The following is a 17,923-nucleotide window of genomic DNA, read 5'->3' as shown; positions in this document are numbered from 1 at the left end:
CCGACCCGGGTCCGGTCAGGCCGAGGTACCGGGCTCCTTGGCCCCGTCCGCCCTGGCCTCGCCCCCGTCCCCGAGCGCGGTCCCGTCCTCGAGCACGCCCCTATCCCCGGGGGCACCTCCGTCCCCGAGCACGGTCCCGTCCCCAGACGCTCCCCCGTTACCGGACGTCTTGTCCGCGGCGTCCGCCCTGAGCCGGGTGTTGACCCGCTCCACGTCCAGGCGCGTGAGCAGGAGCAGGATGAGCGCGTTGGCGATCAGCGGCAGCCACACGTACATGACGTAGAGCATCTGGACGGTCGAGTCCGGCTGTACCGGCGCATCGCGCACGTACCCGCTGGCGGCCAGCAGCCACCCGGCCAGGGCCGTGCCGACGCCGCCGCCCACCTTCACCCCCAGCGAGGTGCAGGAGAACATGAGCCCGTCGATCCGCTTGCCGGTGCGCAGCCACGTGTACTCCGAGATCTCGGCGATCATGGCGTTGAGCGTGCCCTGCAGCGGGCTCATGCCCAGGGAGGCCAACGCGGACAGCGCCAGCATGAGCGGCACGCTGCCCATGTAGGCGGCCACCAGCACCCCCAGGCGCCCGACCACGGCGATCACGTACCCCCAGATGTTGACCCGGTACATCTCCTTGAAACGGTCTACCACCACCGGCGTCACCAGCAGCCCCACAATGAGGGGGACGTTAATGGCCCAGGCGAAGACCCCCAGGAGCTTGGCGTCGCCCAGGATGTACTTCATAAAGAAGATGCCCATGTTGAGCATGGCCGTGAAGATCTGGGTCAGGAGGAAGATCCCCAGGATAATGAGGTAGTACCTGTTGGACAGCAGCATCCTGGCCGACTCGCGCATTGTCGGCCTCTCCTCGGCGGTGCTCTCGACCTCCTGGCGGCCCGCGCCCTGCCCCTCCTGGCGGCCCGCCCCGGCATTGGTGCTATTGCCCGCTCCGGCGTCGGAGCCGTCTCCCGCCCCGGCGTCGGGCCCGTCGCCCTCCAGCTCCTCTTCCGGCAGCTCCCTGACCGAGAAGACCGCCAGGGTGTTGACCGCCAGGCCGATGAGCGCGTAGATAATGGCGATGGCCCGCCACCCCTGGGCGCCGCCGCCGAACGTCTCCACGCCCTGGATGGTGACGCTCTGGATGAGCAGGTTGGTCCCGAAGGCGAATATGAAGCGGATGGAGCCCATCTGCACCCGCTCGGCGCTGTTCCTGGTGACCAGCGCGGTCAGGGCCGAGTAGGCGATGTTGTTGGCCGTGTAGAAGACGGAGTTGAGCAGCGTGTAGGCGATGAAGAACCAGATGTATCCGCCTACCGTCCCTATGCCCGTCGGGATCGCGAAGATCGCGATAATCATGGCCGCGCAGCCCACGAACCCCCACAGCATCCACGGCCGCGCCTTGCCCATCCGGGTACTGGTCCGATCCAGCAGGGTCCCGAAGATGACGTCGGAGAACCCGTCGAAGATCCGGGAGACCATCATGAGGGTGCCGATCACCCCCGGGTTGAGCCCCGCCGTGTCCGTCAGGTAGATCATGAGGAAGGCGGACAGGAGCACGTAGACCACGTTCCCGGCCACGTCCCCCGAGCCGTAACCCACCTTGTTGTACCACCTCAGGTACCTGCGCTCCTCGGGCGCCTCGGGGGCGCCCCCTCCGGGCCTCCCGGCCCCGCGGACCGCCCTCGTGCTGGCGCTCATAGCTTCACCTCGTCGTGAGTAGTGGTGCTGTTCACAGTGCTGAGCAGGAGGTGGAGGTCCATCCCCAGCTCCCGACCGTCCACCCGGTAGCGGGGCCGCAGGGCCGGCCCGCAGCTGTTGGAGCCGATGCCGGCCATTGCGGCGTCCAGGCACAGGACCGTGCTCCCGCAGGGCACCAGGTCGGTGTTGCGGCGCCTGGCCGTCAGCTCCTCCTGGGTGTAGCGCGAGGCGTTGAAGGAGAAGGGGGCCTGGGAGGCCGCCGTCAGGCTCAGCCCGCCCCCGGAGAGGGTCACCTCGTTGCAGTCGGCGTGGCTGCCGTTCTCCTGGGGACGGATGTAGTCCTCGTGGAGGTCGGCGACATCGGCGCTGAATGCCCCGTGGTAGCTGGCGCGGCGCTTGTCCACGTAGCTCTCCTGCGGCCCCAGGCCGTAGTAGTCGACCCGGTCCATAAACCGGGGCAGGAACAGTCGCAGGCCCAGGCGCGGCAGGCTGGGGAACCCCAGGGTCCGGCGCATCCGCAGGCTCAGGCCCAGGACGCCGTCGTCGGTGACGACCCAGGTCAGCTGCCCGCGCAGGGCGGGCTGGACCGAGGGCGCCACCAGAGCGACGTCGGCGTGGACGGCGACCCACCCGGGAGCCTCATCGACCTCCACGCCGTAGGCGCGCGCCACGGCCTGGTGGTAGCGGGCCCGCTCCCACTCCAGGCGCACATTGCGGTCGTTGTCGGTAGGCGCCCGCCAGACGTTGAGCTCCACCGGGCGGTCCAGGAGCTGGCGGCCGTCCACGACCAGGCTGACCGGCAGGCCGGTGCGCTTATCGAGGACGCAGCGCAGGCCTGCCGCGCCGACGTCGATCCGGGTCCCCTCCCTGCGGACCGTCACCCGCCCCGCACGGCTCGGGTGGTCCGCGAGCGCCGCTACCCGCCGGGTGCGCCCGTCGGCGTTGCGCAGGGGGACCTCGTCGAAGCCGAGGACGTGGTCGGCCGCCAGCAGCGGCTGGTCCTGGGCGAGCCGGTAGATGACCAGCAGGTGGCAGCGTCCGGTGGCGGGCACGTCCGGTGCGCAGCGCAGCATAATGCTCGTGTGCGGCGGCACGGGCTCCACCAGGTCGAGCTCCTCGTGCGCCACGACGACGCCGTCGCGCAGCACCTCGTAGGAGATGCGGGCGTAGTGGGCCAGGTCGGTGTGGTCCAGGTCGTTGCGGATCGTCAGCAGGCCCTCGTCCTGGTCGTAGTCGACGACGCGGGCGGGGCGCTGGACGTTCTTGAGCTCGGCCAGCCCGGGGTGGGGGACCCTGTCGGGCGAGACCAGGCCGTCGACGCAGAAGTTGCCGTCGTGGACGGCCTCGCCGTGGTCCCCGCCGTAGAGGTGGATGGGCCGCCCGTCCGGGCTGGTGCCTGCGGCCACGGCGTGGTCGCACCACTCCCACACGAAGCCGCCGCACATGCGCTCGTCGGCCCGGATGATCTCCCAGTAGTCCTCCAGGTCGCCCGGGCCGTTGCCCATGGCGTGGCTGTACTCCACGAGGATGAGGGGCTTGTCCGGGTCGGAGTCCAGGTAGTCGCGGATCTCCTCAATGCCGGGGTACATGCGGCTGTACAGGTCGATGCAGGAGTAGTCGTAGCGGCGCTTGGAGTCCCGGTAGTAGGAGCTCTCGTAGTGGGTCAGGCGCGTGGGGTCGAAGCCCTTGACCCACCTCAGGGCCGCCTCGAGGGTGCAGCCGTAGGAGCACTCGTTGCCCGCGGACCAGGCGATGACGCTGGGGCGGTTCTTCTCCCGGTGGACGCACAGTTGCATGCGGTCCACGGTGGCGTCGGTCCACTCGGGGTTGTCGGCGATGGGCTCGTTCCAGTGCTCCACCTGGTTGTCCCAGGAGTCGTCGGCCAGGAAGCGGGTCTGGGTGCCGTGGCTCTCGTTGTCGGCCTCGGACATGACGTAGAAGCCGTACTCGTCGCACAGCTGGTAGAAGCGCGGGTCGTTGGGGTAGTGGGAGCTGCGTACGGCGTTGATGTTGTGCTCCTTCATGAGCCTCAGGTCGCGCCGCATGTGCTCCAGGCCGATCGCGGGGCCGGTGGCCGGGTCGGAGTCGTGCCGGTTGACCCCCCGCAGCGTGAGGGGCCGCCCGTTGAGGCGCACGACGGCGTCGGTGACCTCCACCTCGCGCAGCCCCACCCGGTCGGTGATGACCTCCCTCGGGGTGGTGATGGTCAGGCTGTAGAGGTAGGGGTCCTCGGCGCTCCACGGGTGCGGGTCGTCCACGGCCAGGCGGACCCGGTGGGTGTACCCGGCGTCGGTGCCGGGGTCGTCGTCCCCAGGGGTGAAGGGCTCCAGCTGCCCGGTGGCCACGACCGCGCCCTGGTGGTCCGCCAGCACCGCCGTGGTGGGCACGGCGCCTCCGCGGAAGGCGCCCCGCACCTCGATAACGGCGCCGGCCGGAGTTGCGCCGGAGCGTGCCACCGGAGCCGCCCCGGAGCGCGCGTCCCCGCCGTCGCCGGGGACGAGGGAGGTGGTGACGGCGTAGTCGAAGAGGGTCTGGCGCGGCCGGGAGAGCAGGTAGACGTCCCGGAAGATGCCGCTGGTGCGGAACTTGTCCTGGTCCTCCAGGTAGGTGCCGTCGCACCACTTGAGCACCAGGACGGCCAGGCGGTTGGTGCCGGGGCGGATGTGCTCGGTGACGTCGAACTCGGCGGTGGCGTGGGCGACCTGGCTGTAGCCGACGTAGGCGCCGTTGAGCCAGACGTAGAAGCAGGAGTCCACGCCCTCGAAGACCAGGTGCGTGCAGGGCGCCTCGGGGACGGGCTCGTGGTCGAAGTCCCTCAGGTAGGCGGCGCATGGGTTGTCCTGGGGGACGAGGGGCGGGTCGAAGGGGATGGGGTAGCGGACGTTGGTGTACTGGTGGTGGTCGTAGCCCAGGTGCTGCCAGGTGCTGGGCACGGGCACCGGGGCGAACCCCTCCGGGCGGGCCGACCCGGTCGCGCCCTGGGTCCCCGTCTCCCAGAAGGGCTCGGTCAGGTCGTGGACGCTGGGCAGGTACCTCATGAGCCACTGGCCGCTCAGCAGCTGGAAGCGGTCGGAGTCCTGCCTCCCGGGGCCCGGGTCGGTGGGGGAGGAGGCGGGGACGTAGTAGGCGCGGGGCGGCAGCGTGTTCTCGTGGAGGACGCCGAGGTCCTCGTAGTGTCTCGGGACGATCATGGCTCCTGCTCTCTCAAGTGTGCGGGGCACCGGGGCGCCGCGGCGCTGCGGCACCCTCAATGTTGACGTTATCATAGTGGTGGCCGCCCGCCCTGGCAACTAACTACCAACACTTACCTGGAACCGATCGTCAAAGTTGGGAGCTGTTATGATAACGTCATCAGTAGGGATGCCGGAAGGCCCCTGTCACTGCCCTGCCCAGGCCCCTGATAGCCTCCCGCCATGGCCGGTCAGCGCAGGGGTACCCAGGGGGCGCCGTCGTTGAGCGACGTGGCTCGCCTGGCCGGGGTCTCCGCGCAGACGGTCTCGCGCGTCTCAATGGGGGCCGGCAACGTCCGCCCGGCCACCCGGGAGAAGGTGCTCAAGGCAATGAACCAGCTGGGCTACTCCCCCAACCGGGCGGCCCAGGCCCTGCGCCGCGGCTCCTTCAGGGCGATCGGCGTGCTGACCCAGCAGATCCAGCGCACCGGGGAGGCGCTGACCACGGCGGGCGTGCTGGAGGCCGCCACGCGGGCCGACTACACCGTCAACCTCGTCCAGGTGGAGCGCCCCGAGTCCGAGGACCTGCGCCAGGCCGTCTACCGCCTCTCCCACCAGGCCGTGGACGGTCTCGTGGTGGTCCAGGCGGGCCGGGCCGGGCCCGAGCACCTCTCCCTGCCGCCGACCCTGCCGGTGGCGGTCTCGGACTCCGCGCTCGTGGGCTACTACCCCTCGGCCAGCGCCGACCAGGTGCAGGGGGTGCGCGACGCCGTCGGCCACCTCCTGGGCCTGGGGCACCGCACCGTCCACCACGTCACCGGGCCCGAGGGCTCGCAGTCGGCGCTCATCCGCAGGGCCACGTGGGCGGCGTGCCTGAGGGAGGCCGGCGCCCCGGTCCCCGAGCCGGTACCAGGTGACTGGAGCGCGGCCGCGGGCTACCGGGCCGGCCTGCGCCTGGCCGACGACCCGGGGGTGACGGCCGTGTTCTGCGGCAACGACGAGCTGGCGCTCGGCCTCATCCGGGCCATGCACGAGCGGGGCAGGAGCGTACCGGGCGACGTCTCCGTGGTGGGCTTCGACGGCCTGGCCCTGGGCGAGTTCAGCTTCCCGCCGCTGACCACCGTGCGCCAGGACTTCAGGCGCCACGGCCGCGAGATGGTGGCCCTGGTGCTGGAGCAGGTGGCCTCCGGTCCGGCCGACGGGTCGCGCAGCGTCGTCATCCCCACCGAGCTGGTGCTGCGCGGCAGCACGACGTCGGCGGGCAGGTAGCGGCCCCGCGCCCGCCGGTGCTCCCGTAGGCCCGCCCAGGGTGGGGCCCGGGCCGCACCAGGTGGGGCCCGGGGTGGGGCTGCGCCTTGTCAGGGTCTCAGGCGCAGCCTGTCCACGGCGGCGCGCGTCGTGGCCAGGGCGGCGTCGAGGTCGTCGAAGCGCAGCTGGGCCACCCGCGCGAACAGGATGTCGACGACGGCGAGCTGGGCCATGCGGCTGGCCAGGGCCGCGGCCCGCAGCTCGTCCTCGCGGGCGGCGGTGAGCAGGACGCGGGCGGCCCCGCGGGCCGTGGGGGAGCGGGGGTCCCCCGTGACGGCGACCGTGAGCGCGCCCCCCTCGCGCGCCAGGCGCAGGCAGTCGCCGACGTCACGGGTTCGCCCCGAGAAGGAGAACCCGACGGCGACGTCGTCCGCGTCCAGCAGCGCCGCGTGGACGAGCTGGACGTGGGTGTCGGCGTGGAACTGGCAGGGCTGGCCGATCCGCTGGAGCTTCTGGGTGAGGTCGGCGGCCACCAGCCCCGAGGCGCCGACGCCGAAGACGGTGACCGGACGCGGGACGGCAATGGCCCGAGCCGTCTCCTCCAGGGCGTCCAGGTCGAGCTGCCGCGCCGTCTGCTCGATCGAGCGGGCCTCGTGGAAGGCGATCTTGGCGGCCAGGTCGGCCAGCGAGTCCGAGGCGTCGATCCGCCCGTGGGCGACGCCGGAGCGCTCGTGCTCCAGGTCGCGCCGGCTCAGCTCCTGGGCGAGCGCCAGGCGCAGGTCGGGCAGGCCCGTGTACCCCAGCGCACGGCAGAAGCGGACCACGCTCGCCTGCGACACGCCTGCGCCCTCGGCCAGGGAGCCCGTGGTCGCCATGAGGGCGGCCTGGGGGTCGGCCAGTACCGTCTCGGCGATGGCCGCCTCCGTGGGGCTGAAGCCCGCGCGGGACCGGCGAATGCGCTCCACGACCCCGCTCGGGTCGTCGCCGCTCGGGTCGTCGTCGGTGTCGCCGACCTCGTTGCTCATGGCCTCGCTCATGGCCTCATCGTCCCCGATCAGCGCGGCTCGTGGACGATTTCCGACGGCGGGGCGTGGCGCCGTCGCACTGCCCGCGCCCGGCCGGGCCTTGGGCGAAGTCATGTTCCTCCAAAACGGTCCAAGGTGTAGTATCATTTCATCCACGGGGCACCGCCGCCCCAGCAAGGAGTGACTATGCCCCCGTCCACACTGGCCACCACGGAGCAGCGCAACCCGGCCTCGGCCTCCCTGGACACCATGAGCAGCCTCGACATCGTCTCCGTCATGAACACGGAGGACCACCGGGTCGCCGACGCCGTCGGAGCCGCCCTGCCGCAGATCGCCCGTGCCGTCGACGTCGTCGTAGCGGGCATGCGGGCCGGCGGACGCCTCATCTACATCGGCGCCGGCACCTCCGGGCGCCTCGGCGTCCTCGACGCCGCCGAGTGCCCCCCCACCTTCCGCACCCCTGCCGACCTCGTCGTCGGCCTCATCGCCGGCGGCAGGGAGGCCGTGTTCACCGCCGTCGAGGGCGCCGAGGACGACGCCGGCCTGGGCGCCGCCGACATCGACGGCCTGGGCGTCGGCGAGCACGACACCGTCGTGGGCGTCGCGGCCTCCGGCCGCACCCCCTACGTCATCGGCGGCCTGGACCGCGCCCGCGAGCGCGGCGCCGCCACCATCGCCCTGGCCTGCACCGCCCGGGCTAGCGTGTGCGAGAACGCCGACGTCGCCATCGAGGTCGTCCCCGGCCCCGAGGTCCTCACGGGCTCCAGCCGCCTCAAGGCCGGCACCGCCCAGAAGCTCGTCCTCAATATGATTTCCACCGCCGCCATGGTGCGGCTCGGCAAGGTCTACGGCAACCTCATGGTCGACGTCGCCCCCACCAACACCAAGCTCATCGACCGCGCCCGCCGGATCGTGTCCGCCGCCACCGGCTGCGATAACGAGCGGGCCGCCGCCGCCCTGGCCGCCGCCGACGGGCACGCCAAGACCGCCATTGTCATGGTCGCCTGCGGCATCGACGCCGACGCGGCCCGCCGCCGCCTGGCCGCGGCCGGCGGCTTCGTGCGCGCCGCCGTCGGCGCTCCCCCAGCCCCGATCCCGTCCCCATCCGCGAAGGAGTAGCGAATTGAACTACGACGACCTCAGCCGTGATATCCAGCGGCTCGCCGGGGGGCCCGGCAACGTCGTGTCCCACACCAACTGCATGACGCGCCTGCGCCTGGACCTCGCCGACCCGTCCAAGGCGGACGTGGCGGCCATTAAGGCCCTGGACGGCGTCCTCGGCGTCGTCGAGGGCGAGCAGATGCAGATCGTCGTCGGCCCCGGGCACGCCGAGCGCCTGCGCGCCGCCTACGACGCCGTCTCGGGCAGCACCGGGTCCAGCGCCCTCCACGTCAACGTCGACCCCGACCTCGACCCGGCCGCCGCAGCCCGCGCCAGGGTCAAGGCCCGCCAGACCAGCCCCGTCCAGCGCCTCTTCCGCCACGTGGGCAATATCTTCATCCCCATTATCCCCGGCTTTATCGCCTGCGGCCTCGTGGCGGCGATCGCCAACGTGTGGAAGATGCTCGACCCCACGGTCACGACCCACCCCTGGTTCGGCGTCCTGGTGGGGATCGGCGGCATCCTCGGCGGGGCCCTGAACCTTATCGTCGGGCACAACACCGCCAAGGAGCTCGGCGGCACCCCCGTCCTCGGCCTGGTCGCCGGCGGCCTGCCCTACATGGCCTCCCTGGCCGGCATCCCCGCCGTCAAGGGGGCCGACCGCGCCGTGACCACCGCCGCCCAGCCCCTGACCATCCCGCTCTTCGGCAACCTCGCCCCCGGACTGGGCGGCGTCATCGGCGTCATTGTCACCGCCTGGGCCTTCACCGTCGTCGAGAGGGCGGTCCGCAGGATGGTCCCCGCCGCCCTCGACCTCTTCCTCGTCCCCGTCATCACGCTGCTGGCCGGGGCCGCGCTCGCCATCTTCATTATCATGCCCGTCTCCGCCCTGTTCATGAAGGGGCTGACCTGGCTCCTGGTGGACGTCGCCCTCAAGACCGGCGGGGTCGTCGGCGGCTTCATTATGTCCAGCCTCTTCCTGCCCATGGTCATGCTCGGCATCCACCAGGGCCTGACCCCCCTGCACGCCCAGCTCATTGCCGACCACGGCTTCACCGAGCTCCTGCCCATCCTCGCCATGGCCGGTGCCGGGCAGGTCGGCATGGCGGTGGCCGTGTGGGTGCGCACCCGCAACGAGGCGCTGCGCGGCATTATCAAGTCCGCCCTGCCCATCGGGGTCCTCGGTATTGGCGAGCCCCTCATCTACGGCGTCTCCCTGCCGCTGGTGCGCCCCTTCATCACCGCCTGCCTGGGGGCCGGCTTCGGTGGCGCCGTCGTCGCCCTGGGCATGCAGCAGGAGATGTTCGGCGCCGGGTCCCTGGGGCTGTCCGGGCTGCTTATGATCCCGCTCATTACCGCCGGGCACTGGCTGTGGTACGTGGCCGGCTGGCTGGTGGCCGTCATCGCCGGCGCGCTCCTGACCTACTTCTTCGGCTACCGGGAGGCCGACGTCGAGCGCGTCTACGGCGACGGCTCCGCCGATATCCTCGACGCGCCCGGGCGCTGACGTGCTCTGGTCGGTCTACGCCACGGACGACGAGGAGGTGCGCGATGCCGTCGTCGAGCAGGCCTGCTCGCTGGGCGCCGTCGAGCTGTTCACCTCCCTCCACATGCCCGAGACGCAGGACCCGGCCGGCTGGGTGCGGTGGATGGGCCACGTCCACCGCACCCGCGGGGCCCGCTTCTGGGCCGACGTCTCCCCGGCTGGCCTGGCGCGCCTGGGCCCGGCGGGGGCGGACCTGGCGGGCTGCGGCGTCGTCGGGCTGCGCCTGGACTACGGCTACGACGTCGAGGGCGTGCGGGCCGTCGCCGCGGCCACCGGCCTGCCGATCGCCCTCAACGCCTCGACGGTCGGCGCCGCCGTGCTCGACGCGCTCGCGGGGGTGGAGGGGCTGGTCGGCTGGCACAACTTCTACCCGCGGCCCGGCACCGGCCTGGACGGCGGCTACTACGCGCGCCAGTCGCGGCTGTTCACCTCGCGGGGCCTGCGGCTGCTGGCCTTCGTCCCCGGGGAGGTGACGCGGCGCGCCCCGCTGTACCGGGGCCTGCCGACCCTCGAGGAGCACCGCTACCGCGACGCCTACACCAGCGCGGTGCGGCTGCGGGCGCTGGCCGACGGCGTCGAGGCGGTGTGCGCCGAGGGCGTCGTGGCGCCCCGCCACCTGGAGTGGATCCGGCGGGCGGAGGACGGCGTCCTCACCCTGCCGGTGAACCTCGCCCCGGGGTGCGCGTGGCTGGAGGGGGACTGGCGGCTGCGCGTGGAGGAGACGGGGCGCTCCCACCGGCTGGAGGGCACGCGCGGGCGGGCGCTGCCCGGGGCGTGCGCCAACGCCGACGCGATGGAGACCGGCTCCCTCCAGATGGACACCCTCGGCCGCTACCGGGGGGAGGTGCACCTCATGACCGCCACGGCGCCGCTGGACGGTGAGCACGTGCGCCTGGGCGAGGTCGCCGCCCCCTACCGCTGCCTGGTCGGCCTGCTGCGCGGCGGCCAGCAGGTGCGGCTGGTGCGCGCCGACCGGCCCGCGGCAGGGGCGCTGGCGGACGCGGGGCCGCCGGTCTGAGCCCCGGCCCGGGAGCGGCCCTGGGCCGCGGCCGCGCAGCCCGCTACCGGCCCGCGGCGGGGGCACCAGCGGATGGGGCACGCGCCCGGCGCCCTCAGAAGTCCCAGTCCTCGTCCTGGGTGGCCTCGGCGGTGCCGATGACGTAGGAGGAGCCCGAGCCGGAGAAGAAGTCGTGGTTCTCGTCGGCGTTGGGGCTCAGGGAGGCCAGGATCGCCGGGTTGACGTCCACGGCGTCGGCCGGGAAGAGCGCCTCGTAGCCCAGGTTCATGAGGGCCTTGTTGGCGTTGTAGCGCAGGAACTTCTTGACGTCCTCGGTCAGCCCCAGCTCGTCGTAGAGGTCCTCGGTGTACTGCTCCTCGTTGTCGTACAGCTCCATGAGCAACTCGAAGGTGTAGTCCTTGAGCTCGGCCTGGCGCCCCGGGGAGGACTCGCGTACCGCCAGCTGGTACTTGTAGCCGATGTAGTAGCCGTGCACGGCCTCGTCGCGGATAATGAGGCGGATGAGGTCGGCGGTGTTGGTCAGCTTGGCGTGGCTGGACCAGTACATGGGGGCGTAGAAGCCGGAGTAGAACAGGAAGGACTCCAGCATGGTGGAGGCGACCTTGCGCTTCTCCGCGTCGTCGCCGCGGTAGTAGTCCAGGATAATGCGGGCCTTGCGCTGGAGGTTCTCGTTCTCCTCGCTCCAGCGGAAGGCCTCGTCGATCTCGGCGGTGGAGATGAGGGTGGAGAAGATCGAGGAGTAGGAGCGGGCGTGCACCGACTCCATAAAGGCGATATTGGTGTAGACCGCCTCCTCGTGGGGGGTGCGGGCGTCGGGGATGAGCGAGACGGCGCCCACCGTGCCCTGGATGGTGTCCAGCAGGGTCAGGCCGGTGAACACGCGGGTGGTCATGTTCTTCTCGGGCTCGGTCAGGGTCGCCCAGGACTGGACGTCGTTGGACAGCGGCACCTTCTCGGGCAGCCAGAAGTTGCCGGTCAGGCGGTCCCAGACCTCCAGGTCCTTGTCATCGATGAGGCGGTTCCAGTTGATGGCCTGGACGCGGTCGATGAGCTTGATGGGCTCGGGCATGGGTTCCTCCCCGGTGGGCTGATGCCTGGCTGACGTCTCACATGCTACCGACGACGGCGGCGGAGTTGGCTATCCTCGCGGTAGCCCCTGCCCTCGGGAGATGATGATGAGTGACACGACGGCGGCCCGACACCGCCCAGCCCGACCGGCGGCGGGCACCCCGCGCGGGTCGCGGGAACCTGCTGGCGGTGCCGCGCCTGACCGCCGTCCGGCGCCTGCGTCCCCGGACCCGGGCGCCTCAGCCCCCGGGAGCCCGGACGGGGCCTCAGACCCCGACACCGCCCCTGGGGCGTCAGATGCCCCGGGCTCCCCCGAGGCGCCGGGCGCCGACGCTCTGGGCTCCCCGGACCCGGGTGCCGCGGTCCGCCGCTACCGGGGCCGGGTCGCCGGGATCGACGTCGCCCGGGGCCTGGCGGTGCTGGGCATGTTCTGCGCCCACGTGGCACCCCGTGACCCCGGGGACCCCGTCGTGCTCAGGCTGCTGGTCACGGCCAGTGACGGGCGCTCCTCCATCCTCTTCGCCCTGCTGGCGGGGGTGTCGCTGGCTATTCTCACCGGGCGCAACGTGGTCTACGAGGGTGAGCAGATGCGTACCGCCCGACTGCGTATTCTGGGGCGTTCGGCCATGTTGGTGGTCATTGCCGGACTCCTGGTGAGCTTGGGCACCTCCATTAACGTCATCCTGGCCTTCTACGCCGCCTGGTTCGTGGCGGCGCTGCCGTTCGCGCGCTGGCCTGCGGCACGCCTGCTGAGGGCGGCGGCGGTGCTGTCCGTGCTGGGGCCGCTGACGGCAGTGGGTGTGATGTGGCTCGCCGGTTCCCTGGGCATGTGGATGACGGGGGACGCCAACTCCTTCATTGTGGAGGTCTTCTTCTCCGGCGCCTACCCGGGGGCCTCGTACATGGTCTTCGTGCTGGCCGGCATGGGGATCGGCCGCCTGGACGTGACGAGCACCCGCCTCCAGGTGAGGCTGGTGTGGGTGGGGGGCCTCCTGGCGGTGCTCGGCTACCTCACGAGCTGGTGCCTGGCCCAGGTGGTCGGCTTGCCCACGGAGGAGGGGATTGAGCCGTGGCGCCAGGTGACCATCGCCAACGGCCCGACGACGGGGGAGGGCCTGCACTGGACCCCCCTCCCCCTCCCGGCGCTGGCGGACCTGGTCGACGCCGGTGCGCACACCGGCACCGTCCTGGAGACCGTCGGCTCCGGGGGCTGCGCCGTCATGGTGCTGGGCCTGTGCCTGCTGGCCGGCGGCTGGGCGCGGCACGTGCTGCGCCCGGTGGCCGCCGTCGGCTCCATGGCCCTGACGGCCTACAGCGCCCAGTTCGTGGTGGTGGCCTTCAACGAGGACTGGCTCGTGGCACAGGACTGGGCGCCCTTTGCGTGGCTGGCCCTGGGCGCCATGGCCGGGACGCTGGGGTGGGGCCTGGTGGCCCGGCGCGGGCCCCTGGAGTGGGTCATGTGGAAGGTCTCCCTGGCCGCGGCGCGGACCTAAGGGGCGGGCGGCCCGCGACGGGTGAGGAACGGCCCGCGGCTGGCGTCCGCCGCCTGGCCCCCGGGGAAGTCAAGTGTGGGGTGCGTCGCTGAGTCGGACGCACCCCACACATCCCACCTGCGGGAACGAGGCGTGGAGGTGGTGCGGTGTCGACCTCGCCGTGCAGGGGGACAGGAACCCGGCGTCCTCGGCGGGCCCTGGGTCAACTGTGGCATAAAAACCTCCTAAAATAAAAACTGTGAGACCCATGTGACGAGCCTGAGAGGGCGTTGGTCACGTTTCTGTAACGGTTTCACGCCGTTTTAGAGGACGGAGGTCCTCTCGGTCCTCAGAAATAGTGATATTCATCACTATTGTCGGACGGGCCTGAGGGCGAGCTCCCTGTGACCTTGCAAGTGGGATGACCTGAGGGTCGGAGTGGGTCGCTAGGCTGGCGTGGTGAGCATGTCCACTGTCCATGTCGCTGTCGTCATCCCCGCCAAGGATGAGGCTGAGCGCGTCGCAGCCACCGTGCGCGCCTGCCGTGCTGTCCCCAGGGTGGACCTCGTCGTCGTCGTCGACGACGGCTCGACCGACGCCACCCAGGACCACGCCCGCAGCGCCGGGGCGGTGACCGTGCGCCACTCGGTGAGCCGGGGCAAGGCCTCCGCCCTGGAGACCGGCGCCAGCGTCGTGGCCATGCGCGACTACGAGAACGGCCCGGCCCGGCTCCTGCTCTTTATCGACGCCGACCTGGGGGACTCGGCCGCGTCCTGCGCCGAGCTCGTCCCCCCGGTGGTTGACGGGGTCGCGGACATGGCCATCGCCGTCCCGCCCAAGCAGGCCGGGGCAGGCGGGCGAGGGCGCGTGGTACGGGCCGCCCGGCGCGCCATCACCTCCATGACCGGCTGGTCGCCCGTCGCGCCCCTGTCCGGGCAGCGCTGCCTGACGCGGGAGGCCTACGAGAAGGCCTCGCCGCTGGCCGAGGGCTGGGGCGTGGAGGTCGGCCTGTCCGTGGACGTCCTGGCTGCCGGGCTGTCCGTCATCGAGGTCCCCTGTGACATTACCCACCGCGTCACCCGCAACGACCGGGCAGGTCAGATGCACCGCGCCGGGCAGTACCGGGACGTGCTGCTGGCCATTGCCTCGCGTCGGCTCCGACGTCGGGGCCTGCGCCCCAGGCAGTTCGCCCAGTCCCTGCACGACCAGCAGCCCTTCACCGCCTACCGGGCGTACTGACCCCCGGTAGGCGCCCCGGCTCCTCGCGTCCGGGCAACAGGGGTTGCCCGTCGAGCTCTGTGTACCAGCAGCCTGGCTCCTTGCGCACCGGGTCAGGCCGCGAGCGCACGTCTGCGTCGCCTGGCACCGGCTCCTTACGCCGGGTACCGCGCCGCCGGGACTGCGGAGGGCGAGCCTGCCCGGTCCGCGTACCGGGGCACTGGGGTGGCCTCGGGCCCCAGGTCGTGGTGACCTGGCGTCCCTCCGACGACGGCCGCTAGGAGGCGGTAGGGGCCCGGCCCCCGGGGCGGCACCCCGTCAGGAGGGCGGCCAGGCCCAGGGGGACGGCCACGGCCAGGCAGTACCAGGCCATGGCGGCGCCTGAGTCGTTGACCAGCACGGACACCACGACCAGGACGCCCAGGGCCCGCAGGACCGCCCGCAGCCAGGTGGCCACCGGGAGCACGACCGGCAGGGACGCCTTTGGGGCGGGCATGGCCGGGTCAGGTGGTGCGGCAGCCCCCGGCTGTTCCCCGGCCAGCCAGGCGTAGGCGCTGCGGCCCTCTTGCCAGGCCCGCAGCTCCCGGCGCGCCCACCACAGCGCGCCGCCCAGGACCGCCAGGCCTACCACCAGCGCGGTCAGCGCCATGGCACTGGTGACAAAGGGCGCGACCAGCGCCCAGGCCTTGCGCGCGAGCGTGTGCCAGGCCGAGCCGTCCACCACCTGCTGGACGAACCGTCCCAGGTGCGTGCGCTCCGGGGAGGGGCGGGAGTAGTCCCAGGCCGCGAAGCCGCCGACCACGCCCACCGTCAGCGCCGCGGTGGCCAGCAGCCGGGGCCAGGCCAGGCGGGTACCCGCCAGCCCCGCCCCCAGGACCACGAGCGTGGGGACCAGCGTGATCGCCCCGCCCATGTCCGCCCCCACCTGCGGGGCGCCGTCGAGCAGGAGGGCCGCACCACCCAGGACGGCGACCAGGAGCCAGGAGGCCTGCCGTCTGCCCAGGTACCTGGGCGACGCCGCCCTTCCGCCAGCGGGCGCGGCGGCCTGGGCGCCCGGGGCGCCGTCGGGTCCTGTGAGAGCTCGCCAGGACGTCCCGATCCCCACTACGAGCGAGGCGGCCACGAGGGCGAAGGCCGTGTTGGAGATCCCGTAGAAGCGTCCCGCGACCACCGCGTTCATTCCCAGGGGGCCGTTGAAGGCGAGGTGGGCGCCCAGGGCCGCGTCCACCAGCCACGCGGCACAGGTCAGCAGGGCCAGGACCGGGACGGCCCAGCAGGAGGTGGCCCGGCGGCGTGCACCGGCGCGCACCGCCGGGCCCCGGTCGTCGGCACAGCCGGTGACCGCGGTCGGCCGCGGCCCCACGGCCTCGCCTACGCCCGTGCTCCTCCCGGCCACGCCGTACACGTCGGCGTAGGGGAGGGGCGGCTGGTCGGGGGAGGGTACCGGGGGGCGTCCGCGCCCGGTGGGGGGCAGGACCACGGCGGCCAGGAGGCCGACCCCCGCCGCCAGGGCCGTGGCCGTCCCCAGCACCGCCAGCACGGTCCACGCGCTTGGGTGGCCCGCGTCGGCCCCGATGCGCCACCACGGGAACGCGTTGAGCACCAGCAGGACCAGCGGAAGGCTGGCGGCGCCCAGGGCCGTGCAGGCGATCCGACGCCGCAGACGGGGCGCGTCGCCAGGTCCGGCATCTTGACCGGCGCCAGGACGGCCTCCGTCGCCGGTACCGTGCCAGCGCCCGGTGGGTTGCGCGGGTGGTGCGGGCTGCGTGGTCCCCGGCTGGGGCGGTGCGGTGCCAGGGTGGGGCTCCGGGAGGTCGTGGGGCCGACGCCGCAGGCTGAGGGCCGCCGTCGCCCCCACCCCCAGCATGACGCAGACCAGGAGCAGCCCCGCCGGGACGGTCGCGGCGGCGGAGGCGCGGGCGTGGAGGGCGTCGTCGGCCAGGTACTCCAGGGGGGTGGCGGACATGGTGTCCCCGAGTACCAGGCCGTGGGAGGGCAGGACCAGGGGGGCGCTACCCGACCAGGAGCGGTCCGGGGCGGCGCCGAGCGCGGTGGCCAGCGCGGTGGTGATCTCAGGCAGCTCGACCAGTCCGGGGCGGTGGGTCGCGGGACCGGTCACTATGGTGGTCCACCCCTGCTTGACCGAGCCCTGGGGGCTGGTGGTGCCCGTCGGGAGGATGCCCAGCTGCGGGCCCGGGTCCTCCCCGTCAGCGACTGAGGCCACAATGACGCGCACGCCCCCGGGGACCTTCGCGGCCCAGCTAAGGACGTCGTCGATCGCATTCAGCTGCTGGTAGGTGTCCCTTGGTGATTCCTGACCGGAGTCCAGGTCCACCATGGTCAGGTCGGGCAGCCTCCCGGACTGCTGCAGGGCCTCCAGGCCGGGCAGGGTGGGCGGGGCGGTGCTGTCGGAGGCCGTCAGGGCCAGGACGGCCCCGTCCCCCACGGCGGCGGTGCTCACCCCCGCCGTGGCCAGGGCGTCGGCCAGCGAGCCCGGGCGGGCCGAGGGGGTCAGGTCCGCCGAGACGGTACGGGCCTGGTCCCAGGTGGGGGACTGGGGGCGGCCGCTGACGACGCAGGGGCCGGTGGTGGCCTTCGCCCGGGACCCCGACCCGAGGCTGAGCCAGCCGTCGGCGGCGCAGGTGCGGTCACCGGCGGTGCGGGTGACCAGGTTGACCGGTGACATCTGCGACGCCGGGAGCACGAGCCTGCTGGCCAGGGTACCGGCCCTGGAAGGGTCGTCAGCGGCCGCCACCAGGTGCTGCCAGGTCAGGTTGCTGGTGCCCAGCAGGAGGACCGGTCGTCTCGCTGCCTGGGCGTCCTGGGGGCCGGGGCCGTCGGGCAGCCCGGACGTGACGGTCCCGGCCCGGGTCCCCGCACTGGCTGCGGGTGCCTCGCCGCCGGCGTGCCGCCCAGTACCACCAGCCCACGGGTGCTGCTCGACGGCGCTGGTCCGCGCCCCGGGGCCGTCGGCGTGCGCCACCGGCACCCCGAGGACGCCCACCAGGCCAAGGACCAGCAGGACGGGGAGCGTCATGGTGCGTACGTGTCGACCCATCCGGTCAGCGTAGCGGCTTGCCCGGTGGACGTACCGGGAACAGCCCGGAGGCCTGCGTGGCGTATCGACCTCCGGTAGCCCCTGAGCCGGTGCTCGCCAGGGCCCAGGCCCGGGGCCAGCGCCGAGGATCCGCGCCGTCTGCGGCTGCCGAGCCGGGCGCCCGCACCCCGGTCCGGGCCGTGGGAGGGCGCCCACCAGGCGCCTACCGGGCGGCCGCGTGCCTGTACCGGGGCGTCCGCGCGGACGTCGTCCGCCTCTGCCGGGCTGGTCACCGAGTCGGTACGGGCCCGTGCGTCGTCCTGAC

At 72.7% G+C, this 17,923-nt stretch carries 11 protein-coding genes; 6 read left to right on the top strand and 5 right to left on the bottom strand.

All coding sequences use genetic code 11. The features are described 5' to 3' along the window. Positions 1-15: 15 nt before the first annotated feature. Together C3V41_RS08720 and C3V41_RS08715 are read right to left on the bottom strand one after the other, a co-directional pair. The gene (locus C3V41_RS08720) at positions 16-1,695 is read right to left on the bottom strand and encodes an MFS transporter (protein WP_106109945.1); all 1,680 of its coding nucleotides are present in this window, start codon (positions 1,693-1,695) and stop codon (positions 16-18) included. Then, entirely contained in the window at positions 1,692-4,886 is a 3,195-nt protein-coding gene (locus C3V41_RS08715; protein ID WP_106109944.1) for a glycoside hydrolase family 2 TIM barrel-domain containing protein, read from the bottom strand. Before C3V41_RS08715 ends, C3V41_RS08720 begins: the two co-directional genes overlap by 4 nt. A 222-nt stretch (positions 4,887-5,108) precedes the next feature. On the opposite strand from C3V41_RS08715, the gene C3V41_RS08710 reads away from it, so the two are divergent. Next, positions 5,109-6,134 carry a LacI family DNA-binding transcriptional regulator gene (locus C3V41_RS08710; RefSeq protein WP_165271616.1) on the top strand — a complete coding sequence of 342 codons (1,026 nt, stop codon included), beginning with the start codon at positions 5,109-5,111 and terminating at the stop codon, positions 6,132-6,134. Between the two features lie 89 nt (positions 6,135-6,223). Here the strand turns inward: C3V41_RS08710 and C3V41_RS08705 are convergent, their stop codons facing one another. Next, entirely contained in the window at positions 6,224-7,150 is a 927-nt protein-coding gene (locus C3V41_RS08705; protein ID WP_217350925.1) for a MurR/RpiR family transcriptional regulator, read from the bottom strand. A 174-nt stretch (positions 7,151-7,324) separates the two neighbouring features. Here C3V41_RS08705 and murQ point away from each other — a divergent pair, with 174 nt between their 5' ends. From murQ to C3V41_RS08690, 3 genes are read left to right on the top strand one after another with little or no spacing between them, the layout of a single operon-like run. Beyond that, complete coding sequence (murQ, locus tag C3V41_RS08700) at positions 7,325-8,257, top strand: N-acetylmuramic acid 6-phosphate etherase (protein ID WP_106109942.1); 933 nt, start codon at positions 7,325-7,327, stop codon at positions 8,255-8,257. Between the two features lie 4 nt (positions 8,258-8,261). Beyond that, positions 8,262-9,746 (top strand): PTS transporter subunit EIIC, encoded by a 1,485-nt coding sequence (locus C3V41_RS08695; protein WP_106109941.1) that lies wholly within the window; start codon positions 8,262-8,264, stop codon positions 9,744-9,746. Position 9,747: 1 nt separating this feature from the next. Continuing rightward, complete coding sequence (locus C3V41_RS08690) at positions 9,748-10,803, top strand: MupG family TIM beta-alpha barrel fold protein (protein WP_165271615.1); 1,056 nt, start codon at positions 9,748-9,750, stop codon at positions 10,801-10,803. A 94-nt stretch (positions 10,804-10,897) separates the two neighbouring features. Here C3V41_RS08690 and nrdF read toward each other — a convergent pair whose 3' ends face one another. Next, a complete protein-coding gene (gene nrdF, locus C3V41_RS08685) occupies positions 10,898-11,872 on the bottom strand; it encodes a class 1b ribonucleoside-diphosphate reductase subunit beta (protein ID WP_106109939.1) in 975 nt (324 codons plus the stop codon). Between the two features lie 106 nt (positions 11,873-11,978). On the opposite strand from nrdF, the gene C3V41_RS08680 reads away from it, so the two are divergent. Together C3V41_RS08680 and C3V41_RS08675 are read left to right on the top strand one after the other, a co-directional pair. After that, complete coding sequence (locus C3V41_RS08680) at positions 11,979-13,364, top strand: heparan-alpha-glucosaminide N-acetyltransferase domain-containing protein (protein ID WP_165271614.1); 1,386 nt, start codon at positions 11,979-11,981, stop codon at positions 13,362-13,364. A gap of 444 nt (positions 13,365-13,808) precedes the next feature. Next, the gene (locus C3V41_RS08675) at positions 13,809-14,582 is read left to right on the top strand and encodes a glycosyltransferase (protein ID WP_106110765.1); all 774 of its coding nucleotides are present in this window, start codon (positions 13,809-13,811) and stop codon (positions 14,580-14,582) included. Positions 14,583-14,838: 256 nt separating this feature from the next. Here the strand turns inward: C3V41_RS08675 and C3V41_RS08670 are convergent, their stop codons facing one another. Beyond that, positions 14,839-17,619: a hypothetical protein gene (locus tag C3V41_RS08670; protein WP_129591535.1), complete on the bottom strand. Its 2,781-nt coding sequence runs from the start codon at positions 17,617-17,619 to the stop codon at positions 14,839-14,841. Positions 17,620-17,923: the final 304 nt, after the last annotated feature.

The sequence above is a fragment of the Actinomyces sp. oral taxon 897 genome (genome assembly GCF_002999235.1).
GTDB lineage: Bacteria > Actinomycetota > Actinomycetes > Actinomycetales > Actinomycetaceae > Actinomyces.
This window is presented reverse-complemented; position numbering and strand designations above follow the sequence as displayed.

What these genes read in the sequence shown, in the direction of transcription:
- murQ (WP_106109942.1), top strand. Translation starts at nt 7,325, where the DNA reads ATGCCCCCGTCCACACTGGCCACCACGGAGCAGCGCAACCCGGCCTCG.
- C3V41_RS08720 (WP_106109945.1), bottom strand. Translation starts at nt 1,695, where the DNA reads ATGAGCGCCAGCACGAGGGCGGTCCGCGGGGCCGGGAGGCCCGGAGGG.
- C3V41_RS08705 (WP_217350925.1), bottom strand. Translation starts at nt 7,150, where the DNA reads ATGAGCGAGGCCATGAGCAACGAGGTCGGCGACACCGACGACGACCCG.
- C3V41_RS08675 (WP_106110765.1), top strand. Translation starts at nt 13,809, where the DNA reads ATGTCCACTGTCCATGTCGCTGTCGTCATCCCCGCCAAGGATGAGGCT.
- C3V41_RS08710 (WP_165271616.1), top strand. Translation starts at nt 5,109, where the DNA reads ATGGCCGGTCAGCGCAGGGGTACCCAGGGGGCGCCGTCGTTGAGCGAC.
- C3V41_RS08670 (WP_129591535.1), bottom strand. Translation starts at nt 17,619, where the DNA reads ATGGGTCGACACGTACGCACCATGACGCTCCCCGTCCTGCTGGTCCTT.
- C3V41_RS08680 (WP_165271614.1), top strand. Translation starts at nt 11,979, where the DNA reads ATGAGTGACACGACGGCGGCCCGACACCGCCCAGCCCGACCGGCGGCG.
- C3V41_RS08715 (WP_106109944.1), bottom strand. Translation starts at nt 4,886, where the DNA reads ATGATCGTCCCGAGACACTACGAGGACCTCGGCGTCCTCCACGAGAAC.
- nrdF (WP_106109939.1), bottom strand. Translation starts at nt 11,872, where the DNA reads ATGCCCGAGCCCATCAAGCTCATCGACCGCGTCCAGGCCATCAACTGG.